At 44.0% G+C, this 19477-nt stretch carries 19 protein-coding genes, 2 tRNA genes and 1 riboswitch; of the genes, 3 read left to right on the top strand and 18 right to left on the bottom strand.

All coding sequences use genetic code 11. From position 1 onward, the window contains the following. Positions 1-5: 5 nt before the first annotated feature. The 9 genes from D081_RS11040 to D081_RS11000 form a co-directional block, all read right to left on the bottom strand. Positions 6-935: an ABC transporter permease gene (locus tag D081_RS11040; RefSeq protein ID WP_158087661.1), complete on the bottom strand. Its 930-nt coding sequence runs from the start codon at positions 933-935 to the stop codon at positions 6-8. A 22-nt stretch (positions 936-957) separates the two neighbouring features. Further along, positions 958-2238 carry a serine hydrolase gene (locus tag D081_RS11035; protein WP_085024228.1) on the bottom strand — a complete coding sequence of 427 codons (1281 nt, stop codon included), beginning with the start codon at positions 2236-2238 and terminating at the stop codon, positions 958-960. A gap of 13 nt (positions 2239-2251) precedes the next feature. Beyond that, entirely contained in the window at positions 2252-2929 is a 678-nt protein-coding gene (locus D081_RS11030) for a L,D-transpeptidase family protein (protein WP_085024227.1), read from the bottom strand. 80 nt (positions 2930-3009) lie between these two features. Continuing rightward, on the bottom strand, positions 3010-4251 hold the full coding sequence (locus D081_RS11025) for an adenosylhomocysteinase (protein WP_085024226.1): 1242 nt from the start codon (positions 4249-4251) through the stop codon (positions 3010-3012). 65 nt (positions 4252-4316) lie between these two features. After that, positions 4317-5090 (bottom strand): 5'/3'-nucleotidase SurE, encoded by a 774-nt coding sequence (surE, locus tag D081_RS11020; protein WP_085024225.1) that lies wholly within the window; start codon positions 5088-5090, stop codon positions 4317-4319. A 64-nt stretch (positions 5091-5154) separates the two neighbouring features. After that, positions 5155-5230, bottom strand: a tRNA-Lys gene (locus D081_RS11015). A gap of 37 nt (positions 5231-5267) precedes the next feature. Then, positions 5268-5343 (bottom strand) — tRNA-Lys (locus tag D081_RS11010). 92 nt (positions 5344-5435) lie between these two features. Beyond that, positions 5436-6233, bottom strand: coding sequence for a molybdopterin-binding protein (locus tag D081_RS11005; RefSeq protein ID WP_085024224.1), 798 nt, complete (start codon positions 6231-6233; stop codon positions 5436-5438). Between the two features lie 14 nt (positions 6234-6247). Continuing rightward, on the bottom strand, positions 6248-7138 hold the full coding sequence (locus D081_RS11000) for an AraC family transcriptional regulator (RefSeq protein WP_085024223.1): 891 nt from the start codon (positions 7136-7138) through the stop codon (positions 6248-6250). Positions 7139-7267: 129 nt separating this feature from the next. On the opposite strand from D081_RS11000, the gene D081_RS10995 reads away from it, so the two are divergent. Then, the gene (locus tag D081_RS10995; RefSeq protein ID WP_085024222.1) at positions 7268-7465 is read left to right on the top strand and encodes a hypothetical protein; all 198 of its coding nucleotides are present in this window, start codon (positions 7268-7270) and stop codon (positions 7463-7465) included. A 189-nt stretch (positions 7466-7654) separates the two neighbouring features. Here D081_RS10995 and D081_RS10990 read toward each other — a convergent pair whose 3' ends face one another. The 9 genes from D081_RS10990 to D081_RS10950 all read right to left on the bottom strand — a co-directional run bounded on the left by D081_RS10990 (position 7655) and on the right by D081_RS10950 (position 16973). After that, positions 7655-9700, bottom strand: coding sequence for a TonB-dependent siderophore receptor (locus D081_RS10990; RefSeq protein ID WP_085024221.1), 2046 nt, complete (start codon positions 9698-9700; stop codon positions 7655-7657). A gap of 93 nt (positions 9701-9793) precedes the next feature. Beyond that, positions 9794-10786, bottom strand: coding sequence for an ABC transporter substrate-binding protein (locus tag D081_RS10985; protein ID WP_085024220.1), 993 nt, complete (start codon positions 10784-10786; stop codon positions 9794-9796). A 187-nt stretch (positions 10787-10973) separates the two neighbouring features. After that, positions 10974-11159: riboswitch (cobalamin riboswitch) on the bottom strand. A gap of 140 nt (positions 11160-11299) precedes the next feature. Next, entirely contained in the window at positions 11300-12328 is a 1029-nt protein-coding gene (locus D081_RS10980) for an iron ABC transporter permease (protein WP_085024219.1), read from the bottom strand. Next, on the bottom strand, positions 12325-13179 hold the full coding sequence (locus D081_RS10975) for an ABC transporter ATP-binding protein (RefSeq protein ID WP_085024218.1): 855 nt from the start codon (positions 13177-13179) through the stop codon (positions 12325-12327). Before D081_RS10975 ends, D081_RS10980 begins: the two co-directional genes overlap by 4 nt. A gap of 198 nt (positions 13180-13377) precedes the next feature. Further along, the gene (locus D081_RS12845; RefSeq protein ID WP_085024217.1) at positions 13378-14301 is read right to left on the bottom strand and encodes a YgcG family protein; all 924 of its coding nucleotides are present in this window, start codon (positions 14299-14301) and stop codon (positions 13378-13380) included. Next, the gene (locus tag D081_RS10965; protein ID WP_085024216.1) at positions 14301-14858 is read right to left on the bottom strand and encodes a LemA family protein; all 558 of its coding nucleotides are present in this window, start codon (positions 14856-14858) and stop codon (positions 14301-14303) included. The genes D081_RS12845 and D081_RS10965 overlap by 1 nt, the downstream gene beginning before the upstream one ends. Before the next feature lie 260 nt (positions 14859-15118). Next, on the bottom strand, positions 15119-15931 hold the full coding sequence (locus D081_RS10960; protein ID WP_085024215.1) for an ion transporter: 813 nt from the start codon (positions 15929-15931) through the stop codon (positions 15119-15121). Between the two features lie 120 nt (positions 15932-16051). Next, complete coding sequence (locus D081_RS10955; protein WP_085024214.1) at positions 16052-16252, bottom strand: hypothetical protein; 201 nt, start codon at positions 16250-16252, stop codon at positions 16052-16054. A 67-nt stretch (positions 16253-16319) separates the two neighbouring features. Then, positions 16320-16973 carry a lipoprotein gene (locus D081_RS10950; protein WP_085024213.1) on the bottom strand — a complete coding sequence of 218 codons (654 nt, stop codon included), beginning with the start codon at positions 16971-16973 and terminating at the stop codon, positions 16320-16322. Between the two features lie 248 nt (positions 16974-17221). Between D081_RS10950 and D081_RS10945 the strand changes: the two genes are divergently transcribed. Together D081_RS10945 and D081_RS10940 are read left to right on the top strand one after the other, a co-directional pair. Next, a complete protein-coding gene (locus D081_RS10945) occupies positions 17222-18562 on the top strand; it encodes a GHKL domain-containing protein (protein WP_085024212.1) in 1341 nt (446 codons plus the stop codon). After that, positions 18556-19449: a hypothetical protein gene (locus D081_RS10940; protein WP_085024211.1), complete on the top strand. Its 894-nt coding sequence runs from the start codon at positions 18556-18558 to the stop codon at positions 19447-19449. The genes D081_RS10945 and D081_RS10940 overlap by 7 nt, the downstream gene beginning before the upstream one ends. Positions 19450-19477: the final 28 nt, after the last annotated feature.

Here is a 19477-nt window from a genome sequence, read left to right as displayed (position 1 = left end):
CATCCTTAATCCTCCTTCTCCCCTAATTTAATACGTGGATCCAGCATAGGATAAATTATATCCACCAGCATATTCATAAAAATAATAATGGCACTGTAAAATACAGTAACGCCCAATATAACCGTATAATCCCTATTATATATGCTGGTAACATAATAGCTGCCCAAGCCCGGAATAGCAAAAATGGTCTCTATAACAAAGCTGCCGGTCAGAATACTGGCCACCATAGGACCAATATAGGTTACTACAGGAATAAGGGCATTTGGCAAAGCATGTTTAAACAATATATAGCTTGTAGTCAAGCCCTTGGCCTTGGCTGTTTTAATGTAATCCTGTCCCAGTACCTCCAGCATACTGGAGCGGGTCAGGCGGGTAATAAAGGCCATTGGCATGGCCGCCAAAGCAATAGACGGCAACACACGGCTTGACCAGTTATCCCACATGGCCGCCGGAAACAGTCCCAGCTTCATGGCAAAAACATCCACCAGCAAGGCAGCCAGCACAAAGCCCGGCACAGCTATGCCCAAAGTAGTGAGCAAATTAACCGTTCTATCCGGCCAATTATTTCGTCGATAGGCCGCCAATACGCCGGCTGGAATCCCCACCAGCAAAGCAATTATAATGGCCTCCATGCCCAACTCAAAGGACACAGGAAAGCTTTCACCGATAATATCATTTACAGAACGGCCCACATACTTGAAGGATGGCCCCAAATCGCCATGAAGTATGTTGGTTACATAATCCATATACTGGGTAGACAAAGGGTCATTTAATTTATAGCGGGCCTCAATATTGGCCTGAACCGCCGGCGGCAGGGATTTTTCTGCCGTAAACGGTCCGCCGGGAATAGCATGCATGAGGAAAAAAGTCACTGTCATGACTATCCACAGCACGATTATGGAATTAATTAGTCTTTTAGCAAGATAATTAAGCACGTTAGCTTCCTCCCCCTAAAGGTCAGCTCAAATAACGACAAAGAGCGTTCATTACCTTTTCTTCCCAGATAAAATTATTGCTGAACTCGCCATGGCTGCGTTCATCTTCCTCGGCCATGCCCTCACCATTCATAATATACACAAAGCCATCCTTGGTTCCCGGTACATAAAACATTCCGGAATAAAGGCCAAAGGCCTGTCCGGTGTGTCCCACCAAAAAAATGTCCTGATGCTCGCACACTCTGGCCGGCGAATCACCCCGCACCTGATAAAGCCCCAAGCCATAGGACAACAGTGTATCGTCACCGGTGTCGCCATTGCTGCCGTCGTAGCTCCACTGGGCCTTGGTCATTTCATTAATAGAGTATTCCGTCAAAAAGGTCTGGCCCCTAAAGCTCCCCTTATTCATCAGCATAATCAAAGCGTTGTACATCCCCTCAAGAGAAATACGGAGCCCCCCCTGAGGGGCAAAAAAGGTTGCATTGGTGCCAGGCTTATAATTCTCCAGGGAATACACCATAGGATCGTCATGAATGGCATAAGGATTTTGCATGGTGACAGTATCCCAGTCTGGCTGCACATCGCCAAAATTATCCATAACAGGCCGCCATGGCATATCATCCCGCCAATTTCCCTCAATGTCCTTTTTCTGATAAAGGGTACTTAAGCTGGCAAATGCACCTGCAGATAAATTACCCGGCAAATAGCCTCCATCCATATCCAGAGCACTTAAAATATGCTCCTGCATATAATTGTCAAAGCGTTCTCCCGTTACTGCTTCAATAATAGTCCCCAAAAGACCATAATTTAAATTGCAATAACAAAAATATTCTCCCACCGGTTCATTGGCCGGAGAAAAATGGGCTCCATCCTCATAAAATTTCCCCTCAGGAACAAAAAAGGCCCTTACGGAATAATCCGGCGGAATACAGTAAACTATCCCGTCCCGCAACCCGGAGGTATGATTGGCCAGCATTTTTATAGTGATTTTACGGTCCGGAAAATCCGGATGCCGTAATTTAAAGCCAAGATAATCACTTACATCGTCATTAATGTCTAGTTTTTCAGCTTCCAACAGCTGCATAATGGCATAAACAGTAAACTGCTTGGACACTGAAGCAATACGAAACAAGGAATCAGCCTTGAAAAGCTTTGGTTGTGCACCAAAAGCCGCATAACCGCCGCAGTAAGAAAAAACAGGCTTGCCGTCTTTAATTAATACTGCGCCCAATCCCGGCACCTGAGTATGATGATTCCCCACCATATTGCTTAATTCTTCTTTTAATGCTTCATATTCAACCATTAATTACGCCTCACTACATAGGATAAATGCAAATACGCACGTTATTATCCACCCGGCGCATAATATTGACCATATCCGCTTCACTTACCGCCACACAACCATGGGTATAATCAGCATCCCCGGTGCAGTGCAGGAAAATATAGGAACCACGTCCACGAATACATTCCTTATTATAATCAATAAACAGACCATAATTGAACTGAGGAGCTCCATCATTCATAGGATCCAAATTCAAGGTCTTTAAAAGCTCATGAGGGATTTTTCTATCATCGATTAATTTGTTATAAAACTGTCCATCTGCACAAAAAACATGCTCATCAAACAGCAAATAACTGGCCTTGGTACCTGGATTTGGCTCAATACCGCCGGCGGTAAAAATACCAAAATCACCAACAGGGGTTTTCATATCCCCCTCCACAGTCTTTCCCAGGCCAGCCTTTCCCACGTAACCATCACATTCCAGGGTCAGCTGCCAGCTGCGGGCAGAATCCTTTTCGTAGAGCCGTACCAGAGCATCGCTGCCCCCCTGATACTGGACAAAAATTACCTGCTTGACCCGATTGTTGGCACTATATTCATTTAGTTTTTCCTGCCAAATAGGATTGGAGGCCGTTGTAATTGCCGCATGAGCAATATTTGACCCTTTGGTCAGCGTCAGCAAAAAGCACATTGCTAAAATTAACAGCTTCATGAAAACTTCTCCTTTAAATATGACAAACAGGCTCCTAAAACGCCTTAGAAGCCTGTTATTGTCTTCAAACTATATTACAATTAGCACTGATGCAGATAAGCGTACTGCTCAGGAGTCAGCTCATCAATCTCGATGCCCATGGCTGCCAGCTTAATCTTGGCAATCTTTTGGTCGATTTCCTCAGGCAGAACGTATACCTTGTTCTCAAGCTTATCATGGTTTTCCAGAATGTACAGAGCGGAGAAGAACTGAACGCCCCAGGAAAGGTCCATAATCTCAGCTGGGTGACCATCACCACAAGCTAAGTTAACCAGACGGCCCTCACCAAGAAGATACAGCTTCTTGCCATCAGCAAACTTAAATTCCTCAATGCCTTCCTTCACCTGAGTGCGGGACTCAGTCATGGCCTCCAGCTCAGGAATGTTGATCTCTACATCAAAGTGACCGGAATTGCACATTACGGCGCCATTCTTCATGGAAGCAAAGTGACGCTCTCTGATAACATCCTTGTCACCGGTCAGGGTCAGGAAAATATCACCGATTTTGGCAGCCTCATCCATAGGCATTACACGGAAGCCATCAAATACGGCCTCAATAGCCTTGATAGGGTCAACCTCAGTAATGATTACATTGGCACCCAGGCCCTTGGCACGCATTGCACCGCCCTTGCCGCACCAGCCATAGCCGGCTATAACTACGGTCTTGCCGGAAATTACCAGATTGGTGGCACGCATGATGCCTTCCCAGGTGGACTGGCCAGTACCATAGCGGTTATCGAAAAGATACTTGCAGTATGCATCATTGGCAGCCATCATAGGGAACTCCAGCTTGCCGGCGGCCTCCAGAGCCTTGTCACGGATAACGCCTGTGGTAGTTTCCTCGGAACCGCCGATAATCTTTGGCAGCAGCTCACGACGGTCATTGTGGAGACGATAAATCAAATCGCCGCCATCGTCCATGATAATATCAGGCTCAGAATCCAGAGCCATGTCGATGTACTTGTCATACTCTTCCATGGAGCAGCCATGGTGAGCCAATACAGTTACGCCTTCCTCTACCAATGCAGCGCAAACATCGTCCTGGGTGGACAACGGATTGGAAGCAGTGGCAATAACCTCTGCACCGGCATTCTTCAATACCAGGGCCAGATATGCAGTCTTTGCCTCAAGATGCATGGTCATAACCATACGCTTGCCGGCAAATGGCTTGGAAACAGAATATTCATCGTTTACAGCCTTCATAACAGGCATAAAGTTCTTTACCCAGTTGATTTTATCATGACCAGAAGGTGCTAATTTAATGTCCTTAATTTTAGATTCCATAATAGGCCTCCTAATATATATTTACAAATTTCGCTAACAATTTATTATATCATGCTAAAACTGAATTATAAAGCCTTGCCCGCCACATCGGAAAGGAATTTATGGTCAGCAACCTTAAGACGGATCGGGGTTACAGTTATATTGCCCTGATTACAGAGAACCACATCAGAAATCGGACTGTTCCCCTCATCAATTATATTGCCCTCCACAATGTAGTAGGTGCGTCCATCATCATCTTTTCTTGGAATATAGGCATTTTCGTAATTTCTTATACCCTGATATGCCCACAGCCACTGATAATCCTTGGCCAGCTTCACCGGGAAATTAATATTGAGAAGGTACTCCTTTTCCTCCCTTTCCACACTCAAAAGCTCAGGCAGCTTTCTCACCAGCTCACTGGCGGCCTCACCAAAGGTCATAACTGGATTATAGCTGAGAGATACGGCAATGGAACGGATATTATGGATAAAGCCCTCCTTGGCTGCCCCTACAGTTCCGGAGTAAATCAAATCCGTACCCAGATTGGAGCCATCATTAATGCCGGAAATAACCAGATCAGGAAACTTCTCCTCATCATTCTGCAAAATACCCTCCAGATACAGCTTCACGCTGTCAGCAGGAGTGCCGCCAATACCATAGGCCTCAATGCCATAGGCCTCCTTCAGGGTCTCATATTCATCAATATAAATACGCTGTCCCACAGTAATGGCATGGGCCTTGGCACTTTGCTGGCTGGCCGGAGCCGCAACCACCACATCATGCTCCTTATATAAATGCTTCACCAGAGCCTCAATGCCCTTGGACTGAACACCATCATCATTGGTAATCAAAATCTTCATAATAAACACCTTTCTCAATATACAAAAAACAGGTTGGAAATATTCCAACCTGTATAGTTCACAATGGTGACCCACCGGGGACTCGAACCCCGAACCTGCTGATTAAGAGTCAGATGCTCTACCAGTTGAGCTAGTGAGTCATAAAAACAGGCTGAAAACAACCTGTATAGTTATCAATGGTGACCCACCGGGGACTCGAACCCCGAACCTGCTGATTAAGAGTCAGATGCTCTACCAGTTGAGCTAGTGAGTCATTTGCTTTACGCAACAATTGATATTATAGTCATTTCATATATTCATGTCAACAAAAAATATGAAAAAAAGGAAAGTTTTCCAAAACTATTGCTACTTGTCCTCGGAAATATCCTTAATATATTCTTCACCCAGAGCAGCCTTGCACTTCTCCACCATAGGAGCAATTAACTTAAGGCCCTCTTCTCTGTTGTGGGCCGCTGCAGTAATTCTAATTAGACAGCCATCCTCCTTGGCATAGGTTGCCACTGTAGGATTTTCATTGTCACAAAGGTCCCCCAGACGCTCCGCACACGGGCCCTCACCTACGATGGTAACAGAAACCTCCTGCCGGCTCATCATTTTAATATTCATGGACACAAAGACCCTGTCGCTGAATTTCTGCAGATATGGTACACCATACGCCTTAAACATCGGCTGCATTTCCTTTGGAGGGCCCGGAAACAGCATACAATATTTGCCATTATTCTCCATGATACAGCCGGGAGCAGTACCATTGTGGTTGTACATTATAATGGAATCCTTGGGAACATAAGCCTGCTTCTTCTGGCTGTCACTGAATTCAGTAAAGCCGCTGCGGGTCATGCGTTCCTTCATCATTTCCCAGGCTTTTTCGTCCAGCACCACTTCCTTATGGAAATAATCCATAAGCATTTCCTTGGTCAGATCATCCTTGGTTGGTCCCAGGCCACCGGTGAGAATAACCATATCACCACGGGAAAAGGCAACATCAAGGGCACCTTTTATACGGTCAGGATTGTCACCCACCACCGTCTGGTAGTAACACTCCATTCCCAGCTTTGCCAGCTCCTTGGATATAAACTGGGCATTTGTATTTACTATATTTCCCAAAAGAAGCTCAGTGCCTACACTGATGATCTCAACAACCACACTAACATCTCCCTTTAATTGTTTTGCTGTCTAAATTTATGGGGGCTGCACCCCTTGTACATGCGAAAGGCCTTACTGAAATGACTAGGATTATAATACCCGCAGGCCATACCGATGGAAAGAATTGACTCATTGGATTCCAGCAGCATTTCCTCTGCCACCTGCAGACGATAGTTCTGAACATACTGGCTGGGTGACATATTAAAAATGGACTGGAAACAGCGCTGGGCCTCCCGTTCGCTTATTCCTGCCTGCAGGGCCAGCTCCTCAACAGTAATTGGCTCCCCATAATGACCGTGAATATAGTCCACCATTATCTTTGTACGCTCCATTTGGGGCGTAGTATAACGGATCATGGAAGCTGTTGGATGGTCACTCAATATGGCCAGTGCCTTGCCCACATGATACCGCAGGTCCAGCTCATAGCCAAACTGCTCCCTTTGAACTGCCAGACAGGCTTTTTTAATCCTGGAAATAACATCCCGCTCACGTTTTATGTCCATGTGCAGATACTTTCCGGAAAACAGCTCATCGGAAATAATGGGCTGTACATATTTCTTGTAAAATACATTCGCCACACCGCCGCTGATGAGCTTATCATCGAAAACTATGCAATACAGCTGGCAGCTTTCTCCCTCCAGCCTATAACGGTGAAGAACCCGTGAATTACAGAAAAAGCCCTCACCCTCAGGCACAACGGCCCTCTTTCCTGCATATTCTACCACAGCACGGCCGGAAGCCACAAACATAAACTCCAATTCCCTATGCCAATGCCATGGCAGGGACTGAATAGCACCCTTTTTCCATTCAATACAGTAAATACTGCAGGGAAATAAGGGATTATCATGCATCTGCTCTTTTTCCTTGTCAGCCGCCAGGCGGATTGTTGTCATCTTTTTAATCATAAAAACAGCTCATTTCTGTCGGATATAGAACATTTTTAGTCGGATATGGGGCAGAAAACCCACTAGCTGCAATATATACTATACTCACAATAAAGATATATTCAAAATGTCCAAAAGGAGGAACCGGCTATGAAGGCAGCAGTTAGACTTTCCGCTATAGAGCGCTTATTGATGAACGTGAACACCCATCATTACAGTTTCCTGGAAGGTGAGAATCTCCATTCTGCAAAGGAAGATGAAGTAAGCTATCGTCTGAAGATTCATGAGCTTCGCATTGGCACCTTTGCTGCATTGGTAGTAGCAACTGCTCTGGCTATTTGTCTCTGATATATAAGCAAATTATACGCCAAGCATACATATAATTCTACCCCCCACATATAAATAGTGTTCTAAAAACGACGGGATTGTTTTCTGCCCTTTTCGCAGAAAGCAATCCCGTTTTTTGGGGTGGTTTATATATAAAAAGGAACCTCTGACATTTAATGTCAAAGGTTCCCGTATGTTTTAATTATTCAATTAAAACTTCTGAGTGACGGAAAGCAGGAAGCTGATTGGTGCGCTGTAGTAAATAGAAGATGAGTGTGAAAGAATATCCTTGCGGTTAAGAAGATTGTCAATTTTCAGGCTGACATCACACTTATCTGTAGGACTATACATGAGATTTAAGCCAGTCAAAAGATATGGCTTAGTTTCAAAGGAGTGCTCAGAAGATGGAGTATTAACTCTATTACCTAAGAAGGAAGCATCCAGCACACCAGTAAATTTGCCTACCTTATACCTAATGGCACCAGTAAGCTGGATTTTACCATATTTTCTGTCCCAATAATCCTTTTTAGTAGATTTTACAACTGGGTTCTGCCAAGTTAAACCATAATCAAAAGAGAACTTACTGTTTTCTGGCTCTATGGAACAAGAAAGTTCAAGCCCCTCATTTCTGAAATCTTCATTTTTATATGAGTAAGATCTCTTTTTATCAGACCAGGTTGCAGAAATGTTATCCTCAATATCAGTTTTAAATAATGCCGCCTTCCAAGTATGGGCACCATGCTTTTGCTTCCACCCTATTTCATAATTTACCCCTTTCTGAGGCTTTAATCCAGGATTAGGCACGGCCATGTCACTTGCACCGTACATCTGGGCAAAGGTCGGTAAAATAAAGGACTGGTTAACGGCTGCATAAATATTATTTTCATTGCCTAACTTATAAGTATATGCCACAGAACCGGAGAAATTACTATAATTCAGCGCTGTACCACTAGTCCATGTTTCACGGGCACCAATAATAATATTATTCTTATCATCAAAATTGTAATCCAACTGAGCAAATGCAGCCCAAACATTTCTGGCATAACGTTCATTAGATGGATCATAGGCCGTAACACAAGATTCATAACTTTCACGCTGTGCATTAGCACCTACAATTACATTTGAACCCTTTTCAAGCTGCCATGTTCTCTGAATATCTGTACCTATGGTTGTGTTTCTCTCTTTGGTATTGTACCAATTCTGATTATCATTACTATACCAACCGTTTTTAGTATTGTAACTACCAGATCCATTGGAAGAAGTACCAAGGAAGAATGCACTAGGTCCAATAGATTCAAATGTACCCGTATTATAGAAGAATTTCAGTTTCCAGAGATTATCGGAATAGAGTGCTTGTGCATTATGCTGAGTAACAGTATACTTTCTTGAATTAAAGAAATCTCCAACATCAGCATGTAAGGTTGCACTATACTTATTGGTTGCAGCCAAAGAGGTAATGTATCTGTCATAAGTTCCTACAGACTGGTTATAATCGTACATCACGTTAAATCTGTCATTAAACTTAAAATTAAATCCTGCGCTGGTTTTTTCAATATCGCGCACCCAAGTATGGGTTTCACCTTTGAATTTGTTCTTATCAGTTTTTGCTGGTCCATTGTAATCAAAGTCAGAAACTGTTGCATCATGGCTACCGTTCCATTTTTGCTTATTAAAAAATACTGAAAAATTATCGGCAGTAGCATTAACATAGTATAACTGCTGTCCCTGGCTGCCAAAACCAATTGTTGCATCCCCACCAAACGGACCTTCAGGATTTTTGGTAATAATATTAACAACACCGGCCATAGCCTGAGAACCATACAAAGTAGTTCCTGCACCCTTAATTATTTCAATTCTCTCAATTATACTTGCTGGAATTGCAGAAATATCATACTTGGTACGCATGGAAATTGGCACACCATTCATCATGATCATAGTACCATTGTCAATTCCACGAATAGTAATCTCATTAATCATAGTACCCATAGCAGCATTTAGCTGACCAAAGGATTTGAAAGTTAAACCATTTACCTTAGAAAGTGCATCCGCGGCACTTTTAGCGCCCATTTCTTCAATTTGCTGAGCAGTAATTACCTCAGTAGAAGCAGGAACATCCACGTCCTTTTTCTCAGTACGGGTTGCAGTTACCACAACATCCTCATCGCCAAAGTCTGCAACCTCGGCTGCAAATACGCTTGAGCTGGCGGTCATTACTGCCAAGGCAATGGCCATGCTCAAATACTTACTTTTTTTCATTTTTCCTATCTCCTCCAAAAAGTTTTTTATATTAACAAAGCATTTACTTTGAAAATATGCCCATTATCTTTTCCCTATAAAATAATTCAATATCTATTCTGCAACAGACAAATGCTGCTGATCATCCAATTTAAAGGCATCCCCATAGGCGGCATAGGCTATTTCCTGAGCCCCGAAGCAAAAATCCTGTGAAGATGAATAAATATAGGCATCCCGTGGCTCCCGGATACCGCCTTCCTTTATGGCCTTCATCTGCTGCAAAGACGGGTCCTTGATGTACTGGTCCTTATAGGCCTGAATATCAAAGGAGCCGTGGGCGGAATAGCTCGGAAGCAAAATAATATCCGGGTCTATTTTTAACAGCATTTCCTTGGTGAGCTTTATTCCCCGATTAAGACCAGCTTCTGATAGACCATTAATTACACCGGCCCACTTACATTCATCATCATAAATGCAGTCCTTGCCACCATAATTCTGCACCACTGAAATTAAGGCCACTCTTTTTCTCTGGTCAGCCGGCACCAGCTGGTCTATCCTGGCTTTAAGGGCATTAAGGCGGTCTTCCATCATGGCAATCAGCTTATCACCTTTTTCAGCTTCACCTAAAGCGGCCGCTATAAGACGGATATTTTCCTTTACTTCATCTAAATTCTTGGCCCCTTTGACTACCACCACATTTATTCCCATATCCCGCAGGGACTGGACATAATCCAAGTTGCCCCAGTCCGCAGCTATTACCAAATCTGGCTGAAGGGCTACTATTTCCTCCAGCTTAGGGTGTCTCACTTTATTGGGAATCTGCTTGGCTAGCTCCACCACGTTGGAGCTGTTGGGATCATCAAGGTTGGTATTACAGGCAATCATGCGGTCCGGCTTCACAAGCCCCAGAACAATATTGTCTGTTCCAATGGTCATGGTAACAATGCGGGACGGCTTTTCATTAAAGTGAACCACAGTTCCATGACAGTCAGTAACCTCATATTCTCCGCTACCAGAAGTATTATCCCTGCCGCAACCAAACATAACCATTGCCAACAATACAATCAGCAATATAATCTTAAATTTAAAGTTAAACAGTACTTTCATCTAATATCTCTCCTGTTTATCTGCACTGCACGACAAAAATAGCAATAAAAAAACGGTCAGAAACAAATTCTAAACCGCTTTAAAAATGCACACAAAAACAAAAAAGCTTTTCATACCATAATGGCAGAAAAGCAAGACTAAGGCAGAAGCTGACCTTAAAATCCCCTTCCTGTCGCTCGCAGGTCAAAACGGTGATTTATAAACAGGCAGTTCTCCTGACTCGATTCATCGCTAGGCTACACCTTCCCAGATCACATTAATCGTAACCCAGTGGCACTTGCTATAGCTTCGCTCCTCTTACAGTGGCGGGACCGTGCTGGACTCTACCAGCTTCTCTATTAAGTCTTGCGACACCTGTTCTTAAATTATTAAATTTTCACAAAATTAAACCAACATCTATATACTATACATTATCGTTATATAAGTCAAATAAAATTACTAAAAATAATATATATTAACAATAATAGCTAATTATAATAATAATTAGCTATTATAACTGTAGATAATATTAAATTATCTTATATCCATATTCTTCCTCAACAAATAGAGAAAATAAGGTGTGCCCAATATAGCTGTCATAATGCCCACATTGATCTCACTGTTGGTCAGCAGCATTCGGCCTACTGAGTCACAGAAAACCAGGAATACTGCACCGCCAACCATACTGGCCGGCAACAGATGACGGTGGTTAGGCCCCACCAGCATCCGCATCATATGAGGAATAATCAGTCCCACAAAGCCAATGCTGCCAGTAATGCATACCCCGCTGGCGGTGGTCATGGTGGCTACTGCCAGTAGCAGAAGCCGATATCTGGTTACATTCATGCCCACGGCCTTGGCCTCTGCCTCACCCAAAGCCAATATGTTAAGATGTCGTGCCATCATAAGCATAATTATGATGCCCAGGCTTATAGGTACCACACCCATCAGAACATGCTCCCAACGGCGATAATCCAGGCTGCCGATGGTCCAAAAAAGATACTGCTGCACCTTGTGGTCATCCATTATAGTAAGCATAGCGGCGGTCAAAGCACTGAAAAGCATGCCTACCACCACACCTGCCAGCAGCAAGGTAAGAACCGGAATTCTTCCATGTCTGGTAGCCAAACCGATAGTAAGGGACACTGCAACCACGGCACCAATAAAGGCAGATATTGGCAGACCAATCAGGCTGGTACTGTTGATACCGATAATTATAGCCACAACTGCGCCAAAGGTAGCACCGCTGGATACACCGATAATACCGGGATCTGCAAGAGGATTGCTGAATAAGCCCTGTAAAACAGCTCCTGAGGCAGCCAGCCCTGCCCCCACCATCAACCCCACAGCGGTACGGGGGGAGCGTATGAACATCAGAACAGCTTCCTGCTGCTCAGTTACATTAATATCCGTCAAAAAAGGTATGCCCACCTTATGCAGGCACCAGGCCACCACCTGTATAAAATCCAAGTTGTACTGCCCCGCTGATAAGGACATACAGATAACCAAAAACAAAGCTACAAACAAAACTATGGAAAGCAGTCTATAATGATATTTCCTCAATTTTTACCGTCCTTTCCATGATGAATGTCACCAATTATGGTCTCAATCAGCTCCTTTTTATGCCCATCATCCGGAGCAGGAACCGTAAATATATCCACATGGCCGGTTTCCTTATTTACCAGGGAACGAATATCGACACCGTAGGCCTGGGTAAGCAGGCTGTCGGTCAATACCTCAGCAGGCTTGCCGTCAGCAATTATGGTTCCCTCTTTTAACAGCATAAGGCGTGAACAGTATCTGGCCGCCAGATTAAGTTCATGAACCACCATAATTACAGTCTTGCCATATCTGCACATTTCCTGACAAAAGCGGAATATTTCCTCCTGATAAAACAAATCCAAACCGGAGGCCGGCTCATCCAGGAACAGCACATGGGTCTGCTGGGCCAACACCTTGGCCAGATATACCCTCTGCCGCTGACCACCGGACATAGCCTTGATTGGCGTATCTGCCAGCTCCATAACCCCCGTATATTTCATGCAGGCATCAATTATTTCCTGGTCACGGTCACTGCTCTGCTCCCACCACTTCATATAAGGATAACGCCCTGCCATAACCATATCCCGGGCGGTGTAGTCAAAGGTCATTTCCACCTGCTGCTGAAGATAGGCAATCTGCACTGCCAGCTCCCGTTGTGAATAGCTCCTTATATCCTTATCAAACAGGCTGATACTGCCCTTTTCCAACGGCAAAAAGCCCCGCAGGGACTTCAGCAGGGTACTCTTACCGGCCCCATTTTTGCCAATAATACCAACAAACTCACCACTACCAACATCAAATGAAGCATCAGTTATTACAATATTTTTGTCATAACCAGTTGTTATGTTGCTTGCACTTAATATTTTTTCCATAAATTACTCCGCCATTGATAATAATGCTCTATATTAAACTTTAAAAATTCCTATGTAATTTACATCTAACCATTACAAGTATAGCATCTTAGTTATAGTTGTCAAATAAAGTCAAACATAATAACATATATTAACTTAAAAATCCCCTAAACCTGCTTAAGCAATATTGCTTAGACAGGTTTAGAGGAAATTATTACATTACCATCCGCCGGAGGAGCCACCGCCACCGGAGGAGCCGCCACCGTAGCCACCGCCTCCGCCACCTCCGGAACCGCCACCGCCGAAGAAGCCTCCGCCTCCACGGCCGAATATGCTGGAAAAGCCAAAGCTGCCAAAATGGCCAAGAGTTATAAGGTATAACACTGTCAACAGCAGTGAAAATACCAGATTCAACAGTAAAGTAACGGTAATGTCCAACAACGGGTAACCAACAAAGACAATGACCAATATAATAATGAGGAAAATGCCCCCATAGAGAATATCCTCCCACCATTCAAAGTCGTCCTCTGCCTCTGCGGCAGCTTCTGTGCCGGCTTTTTCTGCACTGGCTGGAGTTCCATCTGCCTGGCTGCCACCGGCGTTATCCGCCCCCTCAAAAACAAAGCCCTCCGGTGGAGCTGCCCCATATTCCTCATAGGTTTTTCCCGCCAGCATATAATAACCTTCAGCTATGCCTTCGGAATAATCGCCCTTTTTGAAATAAGGTACCATATTATCCAGTACCTCCCCGGTATAGCCGTCAGTCAGGGCCCCTTCCAGGCCGTAGCCCACCTCTATGCGGAATTTTCTGTCAGACTTGGAAACCAGCAGCAGCACACCGTTACTCTTTTTCCTGTCACCGATTCCCCACTTGCGAAAGAGCTCATTGGCATATTCCTCAATGGAGGCACCATCAAGGGAAACAACGGTTACCACCACCAGCTGGGCTCCAAAGCGCTTGTCCAAATCCTGACCCAGTGTTAATATTTGCTTCTTTTCCTCTGACATTATCATGCCGGCAAAATCAGCCACATATATTTCCTGCTTTGGCGGTGCAGGAATGTTGGCTGCGAAGGTGATTCCCTGAGTCACCAGTAAAATCAAAGCCAGCACCAAGGGCCAGAGTACCCGTTTCCCCCACATCAGAAGGCCACCTGCGGAACGCTGTGGGCCGATTCATCAGCCGCAAACTGATTAATTTTGCCATATCCCATCATACCCGCAAACATATTTCCCGGGAATGTGCTGATAATGACGTTATATTCCCTTATGGCCTCATTGTAGTCCTTCCGTGCCACGGCAATGCGATTTTCAGAGCCGGAAATTTCACGCATCAGCTCAGTAAAATGGGCATCAGCCTTCAGCTCTGGATAATTTTCTGCCACGGCAATCAGGCGTCCCAATGCACCTGTAAGAGCAGTATCCGCCGTTGCCATTTCCTCTGCGGACTTTGCTTCCATTACCTGGGCCCTGGCTGCCGTAACCTCAGTCAGAACCTTTTCCTCATACTTCATATAGCCCTTTACCGTAGCTACCAGATTCGGTATCAAATCAGCCCGTCGCTGTATTTGATTTTCCACCTGCCCATACTGGGCATCCACATTGATTCTTGCCTGCTGAATTTTGTTGTACGTGCCCACACCGGCAAAAATTATAACTGCCAATATAATCACTGAAAGAATTCCACTTACCCGTAGCATAATATCCCCCCATAAAATGAAAAATTATTCAGATAATATTATAACGCCATTGTTCAAATTTTTCTTCTTTAGAAGAAAAATCTTCCAATTAGCGTTTCCCTAAAGGACTAACTCACTTCGTTCGTGTCGCAACGAGCTGGGAGATATGCTCGCCAGCTGTTGTAGTTTGTTTCCCCCACCTAAAGAGGTGGGGGACATCTTAAAGCTCGTTATAGCCGAAAAACACCCGCCAGAAAATACTGGCAGGTGCTTTAATTTCATTACGATGAACGTCTTTCCCTCAGCAATTCTTCAATTTGTTCAAAATGCTTACGAATTTCTTCTTCCACCTCATCGGCTTCATATCCTGCGGCCTTTGCCTCTTCAGCCTCCTTGGCAGCCTGCTTTTTCTTGGCGGCCTCAGAAATAGTACCCACAGCCTCTACCACGATACCTACCATTACATTCAGCAAAGTAATGGAAGTAAGGAGAATGAATATCAGGAAGTAAACCCATGCAAAAGGATGTATTTCCATTATCGGTCTGGCCACTGCGGTTGCCCAGGATTCAAAGGTCATGACCTGGAACAAGGTGAACATGGATCCGCCAACACCACCAAACAACTCAGGGAAGGTGTCACCATACAGTGCGCTGCCGAAAACTGCAAAAATATAAAATATAATAAACAAAAGTACCAATGCCCAGGACATACTAGGTATGGCCTTTAACATGGCGGAAACCAATATCTGAAGCTCTGGAAATTCTGCCAAGGCCTTCAACAATCTAAAAATACGAAATGCTCGTATAATAGATACATTGGAAGAAATAAAGATTATGGAGCTGGCCACAACAACAAAATCAAAAATATTCCAGGCATCTGACCAGAAATTCCGCCGATAGACCAACAGCTTGGCCACCAGCTCTATTACAAATATTACCAAACAAGCCTTATCCACGGCCTCCAGAAGATAAACCTGTTCCGCTGTCAATGACCTGTCTGTCAATATACCCAATACAACTGCATTTAAAATAATAACAAAGGTAATGATTTTCTGGGTATGCTTCCAATCAAGTGCTTTCTGTAGCATTTCCATTCTGGTATACTCCTCAAGACAAAAGGCGCGACAAAAATTCGCGCCTTTATTTTATAACCTCCGAGCTGTATGACTCACCATTCCTGATGGACCATTCAACTCAACAAGAAGGGTAAATTTTTACTGTACTTCCCAAACGCCGCCATCCTCATCAACGAGAATATCGCCGGACTCTACAGGCTCATCAACAATAAGGGTAACCTCTTCATCCATCAAAGTGTAATTGGAAGTAGTTGCACTGCAGTCCAAGGAAGCTGCACTTACCATCTGAGTTCCCAAAGCAAAAACCATAGCTGCCAAAATCATACCAAACTTTTTCATATCATTATCTCCTCTCAATTATCAAAAAATTTTCCTCACTTACATACCATGATAGTGTCTCACAGAATTACAAACCGTTTACAAACTTCTTCAGGCCATCAACATCAACTGGTGCCCAATAAGTCTTTCCATCGTCACCCTTAACGATTTCACACTTGCACTCATAGGTCTGGCCCATCTTAAGTGGAATAGCGTTGATGTAGTTATCAATGCACTCAATAGTAGCCTTCTGGAAATCAGGATCCTGCTTGAACTGCTCTACAGTATAGCCATTAGCCTGCAGGGCACCCAATACAACACCAAGAGCAATAATATCCTCACTAGTGCTAGCCAGCTTATCAGCACCTGCCTGATCAATAACATTGGCAGTGACCTCAACTACAGGATGCTCAGCATCATCCTTCTTAACCTTGGTCTGGATCTGCATAGCTGCCTTCATCTTGGTGATATATGAAGCAGTTACATTTTCAACATTTGCATCATTCAGTGGGAACTGGGCAAAGGACTTCAACAAATCGCCAATTACCGCCTCCTGAATTTCTTCCTCCTGCTTCTTGGTCATACCAGTAGCTGCCATGCTATCTGATACACCGTAGGCCATTATCTCGGAATAACCTAAAACAGCCTTGTCTGCGCTGTCTTTTGGTTTCTCGGTGCCACATCCTGCGATAGCGAAAATGGCAATCAAGGCCACCAACCCTAACAGCAATTTTTTCATCATTTTGTTTTTCCTCCCTGAACTTGAATATTATCTGCCATCATGGTATTGTCTACTAAGGGGAAGAATATTTTCCCCCTCATTGGACAACTCCATTCTATAAAAAAATTCAGTCAATTTCAACGACTTTGCAAAAAGTGGTCGATTTTTGCAAAAAGTGGTCGATTTTTAGACCTTTTGACTTTTCTAATATAACTTTTTTGTTATAGTATCCGTATATTTCGGCTAATTATTTTTAAACGAGGTTCCCGATGAATAACCTTATTATTCCAATATGTATTTCCATCGCAGTGCTCCAGAGTGCCCATGCATATCTCCGTTTTTTGGCCTTCAAAAAGGAAATGAACAGCGAGGATATTCAGCGTCTATGGTGCTCCGTAGCAGGCTTTGCAGCCCTCAGCTGCTTTATATATTATGATATTTTAAACGATTTGGTCCTTAGCACCATTACCTATAAAACCCTGCTTATTCTAGGGTGGATTCCCTACTTCCTCATATTTCTGCTGGCCATCCCCCGCCATATTTCCCTTCATGTCTTTGTACTGGGAATGTCGGGCATCTGGAGCTTTTTCCTGTATACTCTCAGCAGCTTTATTCTGGTTACTTTTTTCAATGAAATGCATTATATACTGACCACACTTATTTTTACCTTGATGAATATACTGCTGTTTATTCTGCTGCTTCCAATAGAACGGCACTTTTTCTCCCGTCTGCTGCCTCTTGATGAGTTCTTTCGGGATAAAAACATTGGCCTCTATATTGCCAGCCTGCCCCTGTCCATTTTTATTGCTCACATAGTCTTGACCATTGACAATACCCTGTTATCCTCGTGGGAGCAAAGGCTGTCCCGCTTTTATCTTCCTCTGGTTTTCCTGTGCTGCTATCACTATGTACAAATTGCAGCAAGGCAGTACAAGGACAAAAAGCTGCTTCTTATGGATAATCAGCAGCTGTCCAACGAGATGGTTTCCTTGGTGGAGCACCGCCTTATGCTGCAAAAAAACAGGACCATGATCAAGAAGTTCCGCCAAACTTTCCTTGCCAGCTATGACCGTCTGCTGGACCTGATTGAGGCCCAAAAGGGTGACGAGATAAAGGCATTTCTTCAAAAGCAGGAGCAAAAGTTGCCCTCTGCCGCCATTCTTTCCTATTCCGACTCACCGATTATCAACACGGCTATTTCCATTTATAATTCCCGTACCCAAAAGCTGGGAATAAATTTTTCTCCCAAGGTAAATCTGCCATCCAATTTCACTACTGATGAAAATGACTTGAGCATATTGCTGTCAAATCTGCTGGAAAATGCCCTTCAGGCCTGCATTAAGGAGCAGGATAAAGGCCATGAGGATTTGGAAATAACTTTGAAAATACAGCATAATGGCCAGCAATGTGTAATATCCATAACCAATCCTTGCTCCACGCCTATTGATCTGGATGAGGAAGGACTGCCCCGTGCCACCAGACAGGGCCACGGCATTGGCATGGTTTCGCTGAAATTGTTTTTGGAAAAATACCATGGCTATGCCACCTTTACCCAGAAAAATAATCAGGTTAATCTATTCTTGTACTGGAGGGATAATAAGTCATGCTAGCTTTCTCCTACGCCCTTTTAGTCACCATAATACAGCTGGCTGGAGCCTACCTGCGGTATTTGCCCTTCAGCCAGGTTATTGACCCAAAAGATTCTGTTGCCATGTGGCGTAATTTACTTATATGGAGTATTTTCGGCCTGTCGATTAATTTTGCTGTCACGTATTCATTGGGAATAACCATGGTTACATACAAGCTTCTCTTTTTCTTTGGCATGACACCATATCTGATTATTTCCATAATTCATATACCCCATCGCTTGCCGCAGCACCTCTTTGTATTGGGTATTCAGGCTCTCTACGCCTTTATGCTCCATTCCACCTCCGGAATTATCCTTACTGTGATGCATTCTACCATGACAGCCATATTGCTGCCCCAGGAGCTTGTTATATGGATATTCCTCTTTTTGCTGATATATCCTTGGGGAAACCGGCTCTTCACCAGCCTCTTGCCTGACGACCAGCTGGTTTCCGACACCAAGCTCCGCTGGTATATAGCCGTTTTGCCTCTTTCCGTCTATGTGGGCTGTATCATTTCCATCTCCAATGTTACCTTCCTGCCGGAATTAAGCGACCGATTAAGCCGGCTGGCCATTCCTCTGTTCTTCTTCGTTATATACTCCATCGTTCATTACAACTCCAATGAAGAACAGCAGCATAAAAAGCTGATGGAAAACAGGGAACGACTTACAAGGCAGCGTCAAAACCTGAAGGAGCATACACAGATAATGCAGGAGAACGAAAAGGCACTTTCCGTACTGCGCCACGATATGCGGCACAGCTACCGCCTGATATACGCCCTGTTGGAAAAGGGTGACTACGAAAGCATAAAAAAACATATTACCGCCCAAAAGGCCCTGCTGGAAAATGCCGTCGACAACCAAAAATGATATAAAAAAAAAAGACCTTATTTGCCAA

Origin of the sequence: Anaerovibrio sp. JC8, assembly GCF_002100115.1 — a bacterium.
In the GTDB taxonomy this organism is placed as follows: domain Bacteria; phylum Bacillota; class Negativicutes; order Selenomonadales; family Selenomonadaceae; genus Anaerovibrio.
The sequence above is the reverse complement of the archived record's forward strand: the minus strand, read 5'-3'. Positions and strand labels throughout refer to the sequence as shown.